Genomic DNA, 16,537 nt, shown 5'->3' on the forward strand with positions numbered 1-16,537 from the left:
GGTCACCCGAGCATGGCGGTCCACAGCGCGGTGAACTCCGGCATCGTCTTGCCCACCGTCGCGACGTCCTCGACCTCGATCCCCTCGACCCGCAGCCCGAGGACCGCGGCGGCCATGACCATCCGGTGGTCGTGGTAGGTGGCCCAGCGGGCACCCCGCGCGGCCGGGGAGTGGATGATGAGCGAGTCGGGGCCCTCGGTGACGCGGGCCCCGGTCTTCGTCAGCTCGGTCGCCAGAGCGCTGAGCCGATCGGTCTCGTGGCCGCGGAGGTGGCCGATGTTCCGCAGCGTCGAGGTGCCCTCGGCGCAGGCCGCGATCGCGGCGACGACGGGGGTGAGCTCGCCGACGTCGCCGAGGTCGAGGTCGACGCCGCGCAGCCGCGCCGGGCCGGTGACCTCGAGCCCGGTGCGGCTCAGCGTGGAGGTGGCGCCGAACTCCTCGGCGATGCCGCGCATCGCGTCCCCGGCCTGGGTGGTGTGCGCCGGCCAGTGGGGGATCGTCACGGTGCCCCGGGTGACGAGGGCGGCGCCGAGGAAGGTCGCGGCGTTCGACAGATCCGGTTCGACCGCGACCTGCAGGCCGTGCGGACGGCCGGGTTCGACGACCCAGCGGTGCGGCTCCGGCTCGCTCACGTGCACGCCGGCGTCGGCGAGGGTCTCGAGCGTCATGTCGATGTGCGGCCGGGACGGGAGCCGCTCACCGGTGTGGGTGAGCTCGAGGCCGAGGTCGAAGGCGCCGGCGGCGAGCAGCAGGCCGGAGACGAACTGGCTCGTCGCGGAGGCGTCGAGGTCGAGGTGCCCGCCGCGGACTCCACCGGCGGCCTCGACCGTGAAGGGCAGCGCATCCGTCCCGGAGTCGGTGGTGACCTCGGCCCCCAGGCGGCGCAGCGCGTCGAGCATCGTCGACATCGGGCGCACATAGGCCTGCGGGTCGCCGTCGAACCGGACCCGGCGCCCGGTCGCGGCGGCGAGCGGGGGCACGAAGCGCATGACGGTGCCGGCGAGCCCGCAGTCGACGGTGACCGGGTCCGTGTCGGCCACGGCCGCGGGACCCGGGAGCGGCTCGATGCGCAGCGCGCCGTCGGCGTCGGGGACGATGCGGGCGCCGAGCGCGGTGAGGGCGGCGATCATGAGCTCGGTGTCGCGGCTGATGAGCGGGGCGGCGATCCGGGAGGGCTCGGTGGCGAGCGCGGCGAGGACGAGGAAGCGGTTGGTGAGGGACTTGGATCCGGGGACGGCGACAGTGGCCCGCACCGGTGCATCGCTGCACGGTGCGAGCCACGTCCGCTCAGGGCTGTGCGTCACCTGTTCGGCAGGCTCACCGTGTCGAGCGCCTTCGCCGAGGTGCGCTCGACATTGCGCCACAGATCCTCCGCGGCATGCTGGGCGCGCCATGCGAGGCCGGGCTTGCCCGCGGTGTCCACGCTGGCGAGGAGCGCCCCGCCGAGCAGCGAAGTCTTGGCGAGGAGAGAATCCTTCGAGGCGCTCTCGCTGCTGAGCTGCTGGCCCACGACGTCGATGAGATAGGTGCCGACGAGCACAGTGGACGACAGGCGCGGGAACCGGCCGATCGCGAGCAGCGAGCCCGCGGCGACCTGGGCGGCGCCGGTGATCCGGGCGACGGTCTCCGCCTCGACCGGGAGGTCGACCTGCTTCTTCACCAGGGAGAGGAGGGGGGCGACGGACTTCGCGGCGGCGTGCGGATTGCGCACCCGGGCGATGCCGTTGCCGATGTACGCGGAGGCGAGCATGGGGCGGGCGATGAACCGGACCAGGGACACGGTGTTTCCTTCCGTAGTGGGCAGTACTCCTGCCACCCGAGCATAGTCGCTCGCCCGCGCGCGGACGGAACTGCCGGCGGAATATCATCGCCGCCGCGGGCGTTCTCACGACACGAGCCGCAGCTGCCTCCCGGGCCCCGGGAGGCGCCGACGGCGGAGAGGAAGTGGAGCGGATGACGGCGACGATGCTCGCAGAGCGCAGCGCGCGCACCGGAACCCCGGTGCGCACCCCCGACGCCGGGGCGACGGGCGTATCATGGTCGATGATGACTGAATCGACATCGCCCGTGGTCGACGACACCGTCGACGTGGCAGCCGAGACCGACGCCGAACGCTCCGCCCGCTTCGAACGCGACGCGCTGGAGTACGTCAACCAGCTGTACGCGGCGGCGCTGCGCATGACGCGCAACCCCGCGGACGCGGAGGATCTCGTCCAGGAGGCGTACACGAAGGCCTACGCCGCCTTCCACCAGTACACCCCCGGCACGAACCTCAAGGCGTGGCTCTACCGCATCCTCACGAACACCTTCATCAACAACTACCGCAAGAAGCAGCGGCAGCCGCTCGAATCGAGCGGGGAGGACATCGAGGACTGGCAGATCCACCGCGCCGCCTCGCACACCTCCTCCGGCGGCCGGTCCGCGGAGCTCGAGGCGCTCGACCGGCTCCCGGACAGCGATGTCACCGATGCGCTGAGCCAGCTCCCCGAGGACTTCCGGATGGTCGTCTACTACGCGGACGTCGAAGGTCTGCCGTACAAGGAGATCGCCGAGGTCATGGACACTCCCATCGGCACGGTGATGTCACGACTGCACCGCGGGCGCAGGCAGCTGCGCGAGATGCTCGCCGGCTACGCCGCCGAACGCGGATTCGGAACCCGGAAGGAGGCCGACGATGAGTGAGCTCCGTCGGGACGACGACTGCTGCCGATCCGGACGCCAGGAGAGCCTGACCCGGATCTACCACTACCTCGACGGCGAGCTCTCCGGCGAGGAGATCTCCGCCATCCGCGAGCACATCGACACCTGCCACGACTGCCGCGAGGAGTACGCCGTCGAGGCGCTCCTCAAGGAGCTCGTACGCCGCTCGTGCTGCAACGACGCCGCGCCGGACGGGCTCAAGGAGCGGATCCGTGCGCGCATCGTGATGGAGCAGACGACGATCACCGTCCACCGTCGGATGGGCTGAGGGACGTCGCATCGGCCTGCGCGCTGCGGAAGAGCGGCTACAGGTGTGCGAACAGCATTCTGCAACAGCGCACAGCACAGCGGCGGGGCCGGGAGATTGCTCCCGGCCCCGCCGCTGTGTGCACCGCGCCTCAGCGCAGCCGTCCGTGCGCCTCAGGCGTTGGGACGCTTGCCGTGGTTGGCTCCGCGCTTCTTGCGGTCACGGCGCTTGCGGCCTCGCTTGCTCATGATCGTCACTCCTTCTGTTCGACCTCATTATTCTTCCATACCTGGCGCAGGGGCGCCACAGCACGGACTCAGCCGGCGGTGTCGCGCACCCCGAGCCAGTCGAACCAGCCGCGGTGCAGCACGAGCCAGGCGAGCAGCCCGTACCCCTCCTGCCCGGGCAGCCCGGTGCCGGACGCGGTGAGCTCGCGCTGCCAGGCGGCATGCTCCCGCAGCGGCGTGAAGGTGTCGACATAGGCGATCCCACGGCGCAGCGCGACATCGGCGAAGCCCGCGTTGAGCTCCTCGAGGCGCCGGTTGCGGTCGCGGTCGAGCGACGGGGGAGGCCCGACGACGAAGGTGAGGACCTCGGACCCGAGCGCGGAGTCGAGCGCGTTGGCGAGGTTGAGGCGCGAGCGCGCCGTCGACAGGCCGGCATCGATGTCGTGCGGGCCCGGTGCGAGCACGAGGCGGTTCTGCGTGTGCGGGTCGAACCGCAGGCGCGCCTCGGCCATCCCGCGCTGGCTCATGCCCACCGAGTCCTCACCGGCCACCCCGAGGGCGTAGAACCGGGAGTCCGGCAGCGACGGCAGGGTGCGGGCGGCGACACGGCCCGTCCAGCCCAGGCAGCGGGCGTCGCCGTGACCGGCGACGAGCTCGTCACCGATCACGACGACCGTGGTCGTCCGCTGCTGCGTCACCGTGCGAAGACGTGTTCGACGAGGTCGGCCTGCTCGAGGTCGTGGACCTTCTTGAGACCGGTCGCCGGGGACGCCGAGGCGACGCGGGACACGATCCGCATCTCGCGGCCGCCGAGCAGCGGTACGAGATCGAGGGCCATGAACGGCCAGGCGCCCTGGTTCTCCGGCTCCTCCTGCGCCCACACGAGCTCCACGTCGTCGCCGAACGGCGCGAGCGCGGCTGCGATCCCCTCCTCGTCGAGCGGGTAGAGCTGCTCGACGCGGACGAGCGCGGTGCGGGTGTCCTCGAGCTTCTCCCGCTGCGCCAGCAGGTCCCAGTAGAGCTTGCCGGAGACGAACACCACCCGATCGACGCCCGAGGCATCCACAGTGGTGTCCGGGAGCACCGGCTCGAACCGGCCGGAGGTGAAGTCCTCGACCGTGGTCGCCGCGGACTTGAGCCGCAGCATCGACTTCGGAGTGAACACGACGAGCGGCCGCTTGCGGTCCGTGTGCGCGTGGCGGCGCAGCAGGTGGAAGTACGAGGCGCCGTTCGACGGGTAGGCGACGGTCATGTTGTTCTCCGCGCACAGCTGGAGGAACCGTTCGATCCGGGCCGAGGAGTGGTCCGGGCCCTGGCCCTCGTAGCCGTGCGGCAGGAGCATGACGACACCGGAGGTCTGCGCCCACTTCTGCTCGGAGGAGGAGATGAACTCGTCGATGATCGACTGCGCGCCCTGCGCGAAGTCGCCGAACTGCGCCTCCCACAGCACGAGCGCATCCTGGCGCTCCACCGCGTAGCCGTACTCGAAGCCCACCGCCGCGTACTCGCTGAGCAGCGAGTCGTAGACGTAGAATTTCGCCTGGTCCTCGGTGAGGTTCGACAGCGGCGTCCACTCGTTGCCGTTGTCGTGGTCGATGAGGACCGAGTGGCGCTGCGTGAAGGTGCCGCGGCGGGAGTCCTGGCCGGCGAGGCGGACGGGGATGCCCTCCATGAGGAGCGAGCCGAAGGCGAGCAGCTCCGCGAAGCCCCAGTCGATGCCGCCGGAGCGCGACATCTCCTGCCGCTTCTGGAGCAGGCTCTTGAGCTTCTTGTGGACCGCGAAGTCGTCCGGGACCTCGAGGTGGGCATCGCCTACCCGCTCGATGACCTGCGAGGGCACGGCGGTCTCGAAGGGGTTGTCCGCTTCGAGGTCGGCCGGGCGCTCGGGGCGCGGCGGCAGCTTCGCGGCCTCCTTGGCCTGCTTCTCCGCCTCCTTGGTCTCGGCGAAGGCGGCCTCGAGCTTGGACTGGTAGTCCTTGAGCGCCTCCTGCGCCTCCTCCTCGGAGATGCACTTCCGGCCGACGAGCGATTCGGTGTAGACCTTGCGCACCGAGCCCTTCGACTCGATGAGCGAGTACATCACCGGCTGTGTCATCGATGGATCGTCGCCCTCGTTGTGGCCGCGGCGGCGGTAGCACACGAGGTCGATGACGATGTCGCGGTTGAACTCCTGGCGGTACTCGAAGGCGAGCTCGGCGGCCCGGTACACGGCCTCCGGGTCATCGCCGTTGACATGCAGGATCGGCGCGCTGATCGTCTTCGCGACGTCGGTGCAGTAGTACGAGGAGCGGGCCGAGGCCGGCGGGGTGGTGAAGCCGACCTGGTTGTTGATGATGACGTGCACGGTGCCGCCGGTGCGGTAGCCGCGCAGCTCGGACAGGTGCAAAGTCTCCGCGACGACTCCCTGACCGGCGAAGGCCGCGTCGCCGTGGACGAGCACCGGCAGCACGGAGAATCCGGCGTTGCCGGCGTCGATCTCGTCCTGCTTGGCGCGCGCGATGCCCTCGAGCACAGGGTCGACGGTCTCGAGGTGGCTCGGGTTGGCCGCGACGTAGACCTTCGTCGAGTTGCCGTCCGGCGAGGTGTAGGAGCCCTCCTGGCCGAGGTGGTACTTGACGTCGCCGGAGCCCTGGAAGCTGTCCGGGGCCTGGGTGCCGTCGAACTCGCGGAACACCTGGGCGTAGCTCTTGCCCGCGATGTTGGTGAGCACGTTGAGGCGGCCGCGGTGGGCCATGCCGATCGTCACCTCGTCCATGCCGGCGTCGGCCGCCTGACTGAGGATCTTGTCGAGCATGACGATCGCGGACTCGCCGCCCTCGAGGCTGAAGCGCTTCTGTCCGATGTACTTCGTCTGCAGGAAGGTCTCGAACGCCTCGGCGGCGTTGAGGCGGCCGAGCACGTGGCCCTGCTCCTCGCGGGTGAGCTCCTCGTGGGGGACCTCGAGCTTCTGCTGGAACCAGCGGCGCTGCTCGGGATCGGCGATGTACATGTATTCGATGCCGGTGGTGCGGCAGTACGAGTCGCGGAGGACGCCGAGGATCTTGCGCAGCGGCAATAGCGGCCGGTCGCCGAACCCGCCGGTGGGGAACTCGCGCTCGAGGTCCCACAGGGTGAGGCCGTGGGAGTTGATGTCGAGGTCCGGGTGGCTGCGCTGGCGGTAGACGAGCGGGTCGATGTTCGCCATGAGGTGACCGCGCGTGCGGTAGGCGTCGATGAGCTCGATGACGCGGGCGGACTTGTTGACGTCGGTCTGGTCGCCGGCGTCGAGGTCCGGCACCCAGCGCACCGGCGTGTAGGGCAGGCGCAGCGACTCGAAGACGTCGTCGTAGAAGCCGTCCTCGCCGAGCAGGTAGCCGTGGACGAGCTTGAGGAATTCGCCGGAGCCGGCACCCTGGATGACGCGGTGGTCGTACGTCGAGGTCAGGGTCACGACCTTGGAGATCGCCAGGCGGTTGATGGTCTCCTGGCTGGCGCCCTGGAACTCGGCGGGGTACTCGAGTGCGCCGACGCCGATGATGCAGCCCTGGCCCTTGGTCAGGCGCGGCACGGAGTGGACGGTGCCGATGCCGCCGGGGTTCGTCAGGGACACCGTGGTGCCGGCGAAGTCGTCGGCGGCGAGCTTGCCGATCCGCGCCCGCTCGACGAGGTCGTCGTAGGCGTCGACGAACTGCTTGAAGGTCAGGGTCTCGGCCTTCTTGACGTTGGGCACGAGCAGGGTGCGGGTGCCGTCCTTCTTGGGGACGTCGATCGCGAGACCGAAGTTGACGTGACCCGGGCTGACCATGACGGGCTTGCCGTCCTGCACCTCGTAGTACACGTTCTGGCTCGGGAAGGCCTTGAGCGCCCGGATCACCGCGAACCCGATGAGGTGGGTGAAGGAGACCTTGCCGCCGCGGGTGCGCTTGAGGTGGGAGTTGATGACGATGCGGTTGTCGATGAGCGCCTTCGCCGGCAGCGAGCGGACCGAGGTGGCCGTCGGGACGGTGAGCGACTGGTCCATGTTCTCGGCGATGAGCTTGGCCGGACCGCGGAGCTTCGTCACGACGTCCTCGACGGTCTCCTGCGGAGCGGACTTCTCCCGCGTGCCGCTCGACTCCTTCTTCGAGGCCGCGGACTTCGACTCCGCCTTCGGGGTCTCCGACTCGTTGACCGAGGGCGTCACGCCCTTGTGCGAGTCGAGCTTCTTCGCATCCCCGGAATCCGCGCCCTTCTCACCCTTGGCGGCGTTCCCGGTCTTGGCGGCGGCCGAGGACGAGCTGCTCTTCGAGGCGCTGCTCGAGGCCCCGGGCTCCGCAGAGTCCGAGGAGGACTTCTTCGCGGAGGACTTCTGCGCCGAGGACGACTTCTGGTTCGACTTCCCCGACGTCTTCGTCGGAGCACCGTTCCCGGCCGCCGGGGAGCCCTGCCCGCCCTCGGCCTCGTACTGCTCGAAGAACGGCCACCAGGAACTGTCGACGGAATCCTTGTCGGACTTGAACTGCTCGTAGAGTTCCTCGACCAGCCACTCGTTGGACCCGAAGTCCTCGACGCTGCGGTTGGGGGTGTTTACGGACACGGCGAGAATCGCCCTCTTCCTCATCTGAAGTGATTGACGTCCTCCCCAGCCTAGCGCTTCGACCGTGCAAAATCGCCAGGAGAATGGAGAATGGGTCTATGCGCTTCATCACCGGAACACCCTCCCATGAGCTCACCTACGCCGATGCGTTCCTCGTGCCGAGCCGCTCGGACGTGACGAGCCGGTTCGACGTGGATCTCTCCTCCGCCGACGGGACCGGCACGACCATCCCGCTCGTCGCGGCGAACATGACCGCGGTGTCCGGCCGTCGGATGGCCGAGACCATGGCCCGTCGCGGGGGGCTCGCGGTGCTCCCGCAGGACACCCCGCTCTCCGTCGCGGCGGACACCCTCGCGTGGATCAAGGCCCGGCACCCCGTCTACGAGACCCCGGTCCGGGTGTCCCCGCAGGACACCGTGCTCTCCGCCCTCCACCTCCTGCCCAAGCGCGCGCACGGCCACGCGGTCGTCGTCGACGAGGACCAGCGCGTGCTCGGCACGATCTCGCGCGACTCGCTCGAGGGCGTCGACCGCTTCACCTCGGTGAGCGCAGTGATGGAGCCGCCGCTCGAACCGGTCGAGGCCTCCCGCTTCGATTCCGTGGAGCGGTCCGACCTGTCCGGGGTGTACGAACGGATGACCGAGGCGCGGCGCGACTTCGTGCCCGTCGTCGATTCCGGCGTGCTCGTCGGGGCGCTCACCGCGCAGTCGGTGCTGCGCGCCTCGATCTACACCCCGGCGCTCGACGCGCAGGGCCGGCTCCGGGTGGCCGCGGCGATCGGCGTCAACGCCGACGTCGGCCACCGCGCGCAGGCGCTCGTCGAGGCCGGGGCCGACGTCCTCGTCGTCGACACCGCCCACGGGCACCAGGAGAAGATGCTCGAGGCGCTGCGCACCATCGACGGCCTCGAGCTCGGGGTGCCGGTCGTGGCCGGCAACGTCGTCACCGCCGCCGGGGTGGAGGATCTCGTCGAGGCCGGCGCCGACATCGTCAAGGTCGGGGTCGGGCCCGGGGCGATGTGCACCACCCGGATGATGACCGCGGTCGGCCGCCCCCAGTTCTCCGCCGTCGCCGAATGCGCCGCCGCCGCCCGCGGCCTCGGTGCCCACATCTGGGCCGACGGGGGAGTGCGGCACCCCCGAGACGTCGCCCTGGCGCTCGCCGCCGGCGCCTCGCAGGTGATGGTCGGCTCGTGGTTCGCCGGAACCCTCGAGAGCCCCGGCGATCTGCTCGTCGACCCCTCCGGACGCCAGTACAAGGAGAGCTTCGGCATGGCCTCGGCCCGGGCGGTCGCCGCCCGCACCCGCACCGAGTCCGCCTTCGATCGCGCGCGCAAGGGCCTGTTCGAGGAGGGGATCTCGAGCGGCCGGATGTTCATCGACCCCGAGCGCCCCGGCGTCGAGGACCTGCTCGACGAGATCACCTCGGGAGTGCGCTCCTCGTGCACCTACGCCGGCGCGCGCACGCTCGCCGAGTTCGCCGACCGGGCGCTCGTCGGGATCCAATCGGCGGCAGGGTACGAGGAGGGCCGCCCGCTCGACCGGAGCTGGTGAGCCCGCAGGGCGCGATCCGGCGGCCGCTACCGCAGTCTGTGAGTCTGCCGTGAACCGGTTCCGGCCGTCTTCCCGGCGCGGGGCCGGTGGACGGGGTTCGTTAGGATACTGCGCATGACCAGTGACAGTCCCGGCCGGCCTCGAGCCGGCAGCCCCGTCCATCCCCCGCACGATCACACGCATCCGCAGCGCACCGCGCACCGGCCGTCGAGCCAGGGGGACCGTCACTGAGATGGAGTGGTTCCTCCTCGCCCTCGCGCTCCTGCTGATCCTCGGCACCGGCGTGTTCGTCGCCGCCGAATTCTCCCTCCTCACCCTCGACAAGCACACCGTCGACCAGTCCGTCGAACGGGGTGAGCGCGGGTCCTCGTACCTCAAGAAGGGGATGACCCAGCTCTCGACCCAGCTGTCGTCGGCGCAGGTGGGCATCACGCTCACCACCCTCCTCACCGGTTACCTCATGGAGCCCTCGCTCGGCGTCCTCCTGTCGCCGATGTTCGAGGGCTTCGGCCTCGGGGAGTCCGCGGCGTCGACCGCGAGCCTCACCCTCGCCCTCCTCATCTCGACCTTCCTCTCGATGATCGTCGGTGAGCTCGTGCCGAAGAACCTCGCGATCTCCGCCCCGCTCATCACCGGCAAGATCTTCGTCCCGCTCCAGTACATCTTCTCCGTGGTGTTCCGGCCCGTCATCGCCGTGCTCAACGGCACCGCGAACAAGGCCCTGCTCGCGATGGGCATCGAGCCGCAGGAGGAGGGCACCGCCGGACGCTCCCCGGAGGAGCTCACCGCGCTCGTGCGCCACTCCGCGCAGGAGGGCACGATGGCCGAGCAGACCGCGGACCTCCTCACCCGCACGCTGAGCTTCTCCGAGCGCACCGCTGAGGACGTCATGACTCCGCGCACCTCGATGATCAGCGTCAACCGCGACACCACGGCCGCGGAGATCGTCGAGACCGCCCGGCAGACGGGCTTCTCGCGGTTCCCGGTCGTCGGGGACTCGCGCGACGACATCGTCGGCATGGTCCACGTCAAGCAGGCCGTCGCGGTGCCGCTGGCCAACCGGCCCGACGCCTTCGCCGCCGGTCTCATGAGCGAGGTCGCGCAGGTGCCGGAGACGATGCCGCTCGATCCGCTCCTCATGGAGCTGCGGATGCGCGGCAGCCAGATGGCGCTCGTCATCGACGAGTACGGCGGTACCGCCGGGGTCGTCACGCTCGAGGACGTCGTCGAGGAGCTCGTCGGCGAGGTCGTCGACGAGCACGACCGGCTGCGTGTGAGCGTGCGTCCGGTGCGCGACGGCAGCTGGGTGGTCCCGGGCCGGCTGCGTCCCGACGAGGTGAGCTCGGTGATCGGCCTCGAGGTGCCCCAGGACCCCGACTACGAGACCATGGCCGGCTACGTCATGCTCACGCTCGGCCGGATCCCGGTCGAGGGCGACAGCGTCCGCCTGCCCGAGGCGCGCCTCGTCGTCGAGCGGATGCACGGCCGTCGGATCGAGAGGCTGCGCCTCATCCCGGACTACCTCGCGAGCGGATTCGGGGGTGCGTCATGAGCGACTGGATGGGTCTCGTCTGGCTCGTGGTCCTGCTGCTGGCCAACGCCTTCTTCGTCGCCGCGGAGTTCGGCATCGTGTCGGCCAAGCGCTCGCAGATCGAACCGCGGGCCGCGGCCGGGTCGAAATCGGCTCGGACAGCGCTCTACGCGATGGAGCACGTCTCCATCATGCTCGCGATCTGCCAGCTCGGCATCACCGTGTGCTCGCTGCTCATCGGCAATGTCGCGGAGCCGGCGATCCACCACCTGCTCGCCGGCCCGATGGAGTTCCTCGGCATCCCGCCGACGATGTCCGACGTCGTCGCCTTCATCATCGCGCTGTCGGCGGTGACGTACCTCCATGTGGTCATCGGCGAGATGATCCCCAAGAACATCGCACTCGCCGTGTCGCGGCAGGCCGCGATGCTGCTCGCGCCGCCGCTCGTGTTCCTGTCCAAGGTGTTCGGCTTCGTCATCCGCCCGCTCAACGCGATCGCGAACGGGATCCTGCGCCTGATGGGAGTCGAGCCGCGCGACGAGGTCAACGCCGCCTACACGGTCGAAGAGGTGCAGTCGATCGTCGTCGAGTCCCAGCGCGAAGGGCTCCTCAGCGACGACACCGGGCTGCTCAAGGGCGCGCTCGAGTTCTCCGACAAGTCGATCGGGGACGTCATGGTGCCGATGGACCGCGTCATCACGCTTCAGGCCGGTGCGACCCCGTCCGACATCGAGCGGCTCGTCGCCCGCACCGGCTTCTCCCGCTACATCCTCCTCGACGCCGACGGCGCGCCGGAGAGCTACATCCACATCAAGGATGTGCTCTACGCCGACACCCCGGCCGACTACGAGGCGGAGATCCCGGCGAAGCGCTACCGCTCGCTCGTCACGCTCACCGCCGGGGACGAGATCGAGGACTCGCTCGGCGTCATGCAGGACGCCGGCAACCATGTGGGACGGGTGCTCGACGCCGCCGGTGTCGCGGTCGGCGTGCTGTTCCTCGAGGACGTGCTCGAGGAGCTCGTCGGGGAGGTCCACGACGCGATGCAGCGCGGGCCGCGCTCACGCCGCTGAGGGCCTCTCGACACACCCCGGCACGCCGGTGATCACAGTGATGCGATAATTGTGACAAATCGGTGACATCCCCGTGATTCCGCGGGTATCGGGGGCGGTCGCGGCACTGTCCGAGCGCCTCGGCCCCGGACCGGGTCACGGGAATGTGTCATTCCGTCACTTTCTCGTTATAGTGTTGTGACATACCTGGTGCACGGTCGGATCCTTCCCCTCCGCCACACCGTGCGCAGATGTCGTCGTGTGCTCGTGCGCCGGCATCGCAGAACCTGCAGTCGTCAGTTTGGAGTTGTGGAGTGGGTCAGGAAACCACCGCGCCGGCACTCGTGCGTCGTCGTGATCTGCGCAAGCAGGAAGAGGCGGCCCGCCGGGCGGAACGGAAGCTCCCGTTCCTGCGCTCGGCCGTTGCGAGCCCGGCGCCGCGGACCGAGGACCTCGTGGAGCGCCGCTCCTCCGGCACCGTCGGTGCCCGGTCCATCGCGACCCGCGGCTCCGACGGCAGCGCCGTCCGCGCTCTCAAGCGCCGCCGCGTCACCACCGTCACCGCGATGGCCTCCGTGTCCGTCGCCGGCACCGCGATCGCCGGCGTGCTGCTGAGCTCGAACATGCCGAGCACGCAGGTCGCCGCCGCCCAGGAGATCAGCACCGACGCCGTCGAGGCGATCGGCGCCGAGTCCGTCGACCCGCAGGTCGACGCCGAGGAGGGCGACAAGGCGGCCGGCGAGGCCGACGCCTACGCCGGCGGCGTGCCGAGCGCCCAGGACCGCAAGGCCGAGGCCGCGTCCCGCTCCGTCACCCGCACCGTGCTGCCGGGCTGCTCCGGCGAAGCTCCCGCAGGGGACGCATCGAACGGGCAGATCCCCGACGAGTGGCTGTGCGAGATCGGTATCGGCGGGCACAAGCTCCGCGCCGACGCCGCCGTCTCCTTCGCGGAGATGAACGCCGCGTACAAGGCCGACACCGGCAAGGACATGGCGATCACCGATTCCTACCGGACGCTCGAGTCGCAGGTCTCCGTGGCCGGTCGCAAGCCCGGTCTCGCCGCCCGCCCCGGCACCTCGCTCCACGGCTGGGGGATCGCGCTCGACTTCGGCGGCGGTGCGGCCACCGCCTCGGGCGAGCAGTACGAATGGCTCGTCAAGAATGCCGGCAAGTACGGCTGGGAGAACCCGGACTGGGCGAAGTCGAGCAAGTACGAGCCCTGGCACTGGGAATACGTCCCGGCCCGGCAGTCGATCCGCGGCGCCTGAGCCCGGTTCGCACCGCGTGCCCGGCGTCATGTCGGTCACATTCGCACACTCGGCGCACGCACCCCTTCGGTGAGTGCTAGTATTGTCGAGTTGCCCGCCCGCGTAGCTCAGTGGATAGAGCGTCTGCCTCCGGAGCAGAAGGTCGTAGGTTCGAATCCTGTCGCGGGCACCACATCGCGAAATCCCGCGGTTCCTGAGAACGGAACCGCGGGATTTCGCATTTTCACTGCCGGAGATGCTTCCCCTGAACGGGGCGGGGGCACTGCTTGACGAGAGCGGTCGGCGATCGGAAGCGCAGCGCGGCGATCACTCGGTGACGACGATGGTCTCCGTGGTGATGACGGACCTGTCGCCCTTGGCATAGCGGACTTCGACGGTCAGCGTGTCGCCGGGCTCCACGCCCGCGGTGTGCTTGATGTTCTTGAACGTCTTCGCCCATTCCGTCTTGGATCCGGGAAAACGGAATGTCGTGGGCTTGCGGTCATCGTTCGAGGGGTGGACGGAGACCATGATGTGCTCTCCGGTGGAGTTCGTACCCGAGATCACGAAACCCTTCTTCAGGTCCTTCCGCGTGACTTCCGCCGGCGCATCGACTCGGACCCCGTGACCGGGTTCGGCGGGTTCTTCGGGTGCGTCGTCGACGGTGAGGGTGATGAATGTGTTGCTGCTCTTGCCTGCTGCGCTGACCATGATCGAGAGGGTGTCGCCGGTGACGACTTCGTCGAGGCTGTCGTCGGTGTTGGAGAGCTGTCGGTGGATGTCGTTGCGGTATTGGGCGCCGAAGGTGGTCGACAGCGGCAGTTCGAGGGTCCATGCGCCGGTGTCGTCGGTGGTGACCTCGGGGACGGCGGATTTGACGTAGTAGGTGTTGCCGGAGGTGGTCATGATCGCCAGTTGGCGGATGTCGACGGGGGTGTTGGGTGTGGCGGTGCCGGTGATGCTGATGGTGGCGTCGTCGTCGCCTTCGGTGTAGGTGATGTCCGAGGTGGTGATTTTCGGGAAGACGACCTCGGCCGCCGCTGCGGCAGCGGACGCCGGAATGGAGGCGGCCGCGATCGCCGGCGCGCCGAGACCGGTGAGAGCGAGTGCGATCGCAGGTGCCAGGACCAGAGACTTCTTCATGATTCCCCTTACGGTGAGCGAGTGATCCACCGCCATTACATGCTCTGGATGTGCTGGCCCGATGAATGAACCTTGAACGAGCGGCGAACGGGCACGCGATGAACGGCGCAGAGCCTGGGCCGCGCGATGGTCCGGACGTGCCGTCCGCCCGCCGCCTCGGCCACGAGTCGGCGCCTCCGCCGGCCATCGATGCCTCCCGCGCGGCAGCTCGGTTCTCAGCGGCGCCGGCCGCCGGGGCGGGCCCGTTCGACCGCGATCGCGACACCCACCCGGGTATCGGCGGCGAGCTTGAGCATGACGCGTCCCAGGTGCACCTTGACCGTCGCCTCGGACAGGAACAGCCGGTCGGCGATGAGCCGGTTCGTCAGGCCCTCGGCCACGAGCTCGGCGACCTCCCGCTCGCGCTCGGTGAGGGTGCCGAGCAGGCGCTGGGCATCGTGCTGCACCGTGAATCGCCCACCGACCCCGAACCTTCGGATGAGGTGGAGAGTGGCGCGCGGGGAGAGGAACGCGTCACCGGCCATCACGGTGCGGATCGCACCCACGAGGTCCGCCGGAGGGGTGTCCTTGAGGAGGAAGCCGACCGCTCCGGCCTCGAGCGCCCGGAACACCGCGTCCTCGCTGTCGAAGCTCGTGAGCGCCACGACGAGCGGAGGGCGCACGGCGTTGACGAGCGCGGCGGTCGCGGTGATGCCGTCCATCCCCGGCATCCGGATGTCCATGATGACGACGTCGGGGAAGTGCGCGGAGGCACGGTCGATCGCCTCGGCACCGTCCGCCGCCTCGCCGACGACCTCGAGATCCGGCGCCTGCTGCAGGATCGCCCGGATGCCCGCTCGCGAATACGGGTCGTCGTCGACGACGAGGACCCGGATCGCGGCGGGCCGCGGGGGCGGTTCAGGGGCGGCGGTCACCTCTCGAATATAGGTCACACCCCGCGCCAGGCCTGCGCGGCCTCGATGGGCCACGGGAGCGTCGCGTCGACGACGAAGCAGTCCTCATGGACGCCGATCCACGACGCGCCCGACAGCAGGCGCACCCGCTCGCGGATGCCTGCGATCCCGGAGCCCGCACCCGAGCCCTGCAGCACCGGGTCCACTGGTCCGCCGATCGGATTCGACACCCGGATCCTGATATCCGATCCCGGCGCACCCTCGACGTACAGCGAGATCGGTGCGCCCGGCGCGTGCTTGAGCGCGTTGGTCAGGGATTCCTGCGCGATCCGGTAGATGCTGCGATCGAGCGCGGCGGGGGCCGATTCCGTGCCGTCGAGCAGCACGACGGCGTCCACCGCCGTCCCGGCCTCGCGCAGCGAGCGGACGAGGCGGGGGAGTGCGCGCATGGAGGCGGTGGCCGGTGCCTCGGTCGGACCGGTGGAGGAGGCCGGGCCGCCGGTCCGCAGATCCCCGAGCAGACCGCGCAGATCCTCGAGCGAGGCGTGCGCCTGGCCCCGCAGCACGCGCGCGGCGTGAGCGAGCGCAGGGTCGGAAGTGTGCGTCGCCGTCTCCAGCGCCCCCGACTGCAGGGAGATCACCGACAGCCGATGGGCGAGCGCATCATGGATCTCCGTGGCGAGCCGGTCCCGTTCGGACGTGCGGGCCAGCTCCGAGCTGAGATCGGCGTTGCGAGCGTCGACGGCCTCGACGCGGGTGCGTGCGGTGGCGGTCTCGCGCCGACTGCGGACGAGGAGCGCCAGCCCGCCGGTGGTGCCGACCGACATCGCCGCGACGATGAGGACGACGATCGCGGCGACCGCCCCGCTGCCGGGCGTGTCCGGTGTGCCCGCGACCCCGAAGAGCGAGCCGATCATCGTCGACTGGGGATCGCGGACGAGGTCGCGCACCGTCGCGAACACGACGAGCACCCCCGCGCCGGCCGCCGCGGCAATCGCCGGCCATCCGCGCAGCCGTGCGAGAGCGTGGAAGGCGCCGATGAGAACGAGCCAGTAGTCCATGCCGACGAGCGTGAGGAGGGCACCTGCGACGAGCGGCACGACGGGGAAGCGTCGACGCAGGAACACGGTGAGCCAGAGCAGGCAGGCGAGGAGCAGGACGACGATCCCGAGGTCGGTCGGGAGCCCCGGTCCGGAGGTGGCGCCCGGCACGCCCTCGATGCTGAGGAACGTGAGGAGGACACCCAGCAGGTACAACACGATGTCCCACAGGGTGCGCAGGGAGAGGCGCACGATCCGCGCGGCAAGGCTATTCACGATCCCCACCGTAGTGCGGGGTCCGGACACGGCCATCAGCCGATCGGTCGGTGCGGTCGAGCCGATCGGCTGA

Annotated in this window: 13 protein-coding genes and 1 tRNA gene; 7 read left to right on the plus strand and 7 right to left on the minus strand. The window is 69.9% G+C overall.

Translation table 11 applies throughout. The features are described 5' to 3' along the window. Positions 1-2 precede the first annotated feature (2 nt). Both aroA and MTQ12_RS06735 read right to left on the minus strand, forming a co-directional pair. On the minus strand, positions 3-1,304 hold the full coding sequence (gene aroA / locus MTQ12_RS06730; RefSeq protein WP_247425335.1) for a 3-phosphoshikimate 1-carboxyvinyltransferase: 1,302 nt from the start codon (positions 1,302-1,304) through the stop codon (positions 3-5). Continuing rightward, positions 1,301-1,780, minus strand: a complete 480-nt coding sequence (locus tag MTQ12_RS06735; protein ID WP_137319394.1) for a DoxX family membrane protein — start codon at positions 1,778-1,780, stop codon at positions 1,301-1,303. Before MTQ12_RS06735 ends, aroA begins: the two co-directional genes overlap by 4 nt. Before the next feature lie 263 nt (positions 1,781-2,043). Between MTQ12_RS06735 and MTQ12_RS06740 the strand changes: the two genes are divergently transcribed. Beyond that, positions 2,044-2,682, plus strand: a complete 639-nt coding sequence (locus MTQ12_RS06740; protein ID WP_175407042.1) for a sigma-70 family RNA polymerase sigma factor — start codon at positions 2,044-2,046, stop codon at positions 2,680-2,682. Next, entirely contained in the window at positions 2,675-2,968 is a 294-nt protein-coding gene (gene rsrA, locus MTQ12_RS06745; protein ID WP_137319395.1) for a mycothiol system anti-sigma-R factor, read from the plus strand. The genes MTQ12_RS06740 and rsrA overlap by 8 nt, the downstream gene beginning before the upstream one ends. A gap of 295 nt (positions 2,969-3,263) precedes the next feature. Here rsrA and MTQ12_RS06750 read toward each other — a convergent pair whose 3' ends face one another. Together MTQ12_RS06750 and MTQ12_RS06755 are read right to left on the minus strand one after the other, a co-directional pair. Beyond that, positions 3,264-3,872, minus strand: a complete 609-nt coding sequence (locus MTQ12_RS06750; RefSeq protein ID WP_137319396.1) for a GDSL-type esterase/lipase family protein — start codon at positions 3,870-3,872, stop codon at positions 3,264-3,266. Next, the gene (locus MTQ12_RS06755; protein ID WP_247425338.1) at positions 3,869-7,729 is read right to left on the minus strand and encodes a multifunctional oxoglutarate decarboxylase/oxoglutarate dehydrogenase thiamine pyrophosphate-binding subunit/dihydrolipoyllysine-residue succinyltransferase subunit; all 3,861 of its coding nucleotides are present in this window, start codon (positions 7,727-7,729) and stop codon (positions 3,869-3,871) included. The genes MTQ12_RS06750 and MTQ12_RS06755 overlap by 4 nt, the downstream gene beginning before the upstream one ends. A 98-nt stretch (positions 7,730-7,827) precedes the next feature. Between MTQ12_RS06755 and MTQ12_RS06760 the strand changes: the two genes are divergently transcribed. From MTQ12_RS06760 to MTQ12_RS06780, 5 genes are all read left to right on the plus strand, one after another. Beyond that, positions 7,828-9,282: a GuaB1 family IMP dehydrogenase-related protein gene (locus MTQ12_RS06760; protein ID WP_247425340.1), complete on the plus strand. Its 1,455-nt coding sequence runs from the start codon at positions 7,828-7,830 to the stop codon at positions 9,280-9,282. Between the two features lie 232 nt (positions 9,283-9,514). Beyond that, positions 9,515-10,834 carry a hemolysin family protein gene (locus tag MTQ12_RS06765; RefSeq protein WP_137319399.1) on the plus strand — a complete coding sequence of 440 codons (1,320 nt, stop codon included), beginning with the start codon at positions 9,515-9,517 and terminating at the stop codon, positions 10,832-10,834. After that, complete coding sequence (locus MTQ12_RS06770) at positions 10,831-11,886, plus strand: hemolysin family protein (protein WP_137319400.1); 1,056 nt, start codon at positions 10,831-10,833, stop codon at positions 11,884-11,886. Before MTQ12_RS06765 ends, MTQ12_RS06770 begins: the two co-directional genes overlap by 4 nt. A 293-nt stretch (positions 11,887-12,179) precedes the next feature. Beyond that, complete coding sequence (locus MTQ12_RS06775; protein ID WP_247425342.1) at positions 12,180-13,133, plus strand: M15 family metallopeptidase; 954 nt, start codon at positions 12,180-12,182, stop codon at positions 13,131-13,133. Between the two features lie 96 nt (positions 13,134-13,229). Then, a tRNA-Arg gene (locus MTQ12_RS06780) sits at positions 13,230-13,305 on the plus strand. 134 nt (positions 13,306-13,439) lie between these two features. Here MTQ12_RS06780 and MTQ12_RS06785 read toward each other — a convergent pair. The 3 genes from MTQ12_RS06785 to MTQ12_RS15175 all read right to left on the minus strand — a co-directional run bounded on the left by MTQ12_RS06785 (position 13,440) and on the right by MTQ12_RS15175 (position 16,464). Next, positions 13,440-14,255, minus strand: coding sequence for a hypothetical protein (locus MTQ12_RS06785; protein WP_247425344.1), 816 nt, complete (start codon positions 14,253-14,255; stop codon positions 13,440-13,442). Positions 14,256-14,470: 215 nt separating this feature from the next. Further along, a complete protein-coding gene (locus MTQ12_RS06790) occupies positions 14,471-15,169 on the minus strand; it encodes a response regulator transcription factor (RefSeq protein ID WP_217494842.1) in 699 nt (232 codons plus the stop codon). A 14-nt stretch (positions 15,170-15,183) separates the two neighbouring features. Continuing rightward, positions 15,184-16,464, minus strand: coding sequence for a histidine kinase (locus MTQ12_RS15175; protein WP_175406935.1), 1,281 nt, complete (start codon positions 16,462-16,464; stop codon positions 15,184-15,186). Positions 16,465-16,537: the final 73 nt, after the last annotated feature.

The organism is Brevibacterium sp. R8603A2 (assembly GCF_023072605.1).
Classification (GTDB): Bacteria; Actinomycetota; Actinomycetes; order Actinomycetales; family Brevibacteriaceae; genus Brevibacterium; species Brevibacterium pityocampae.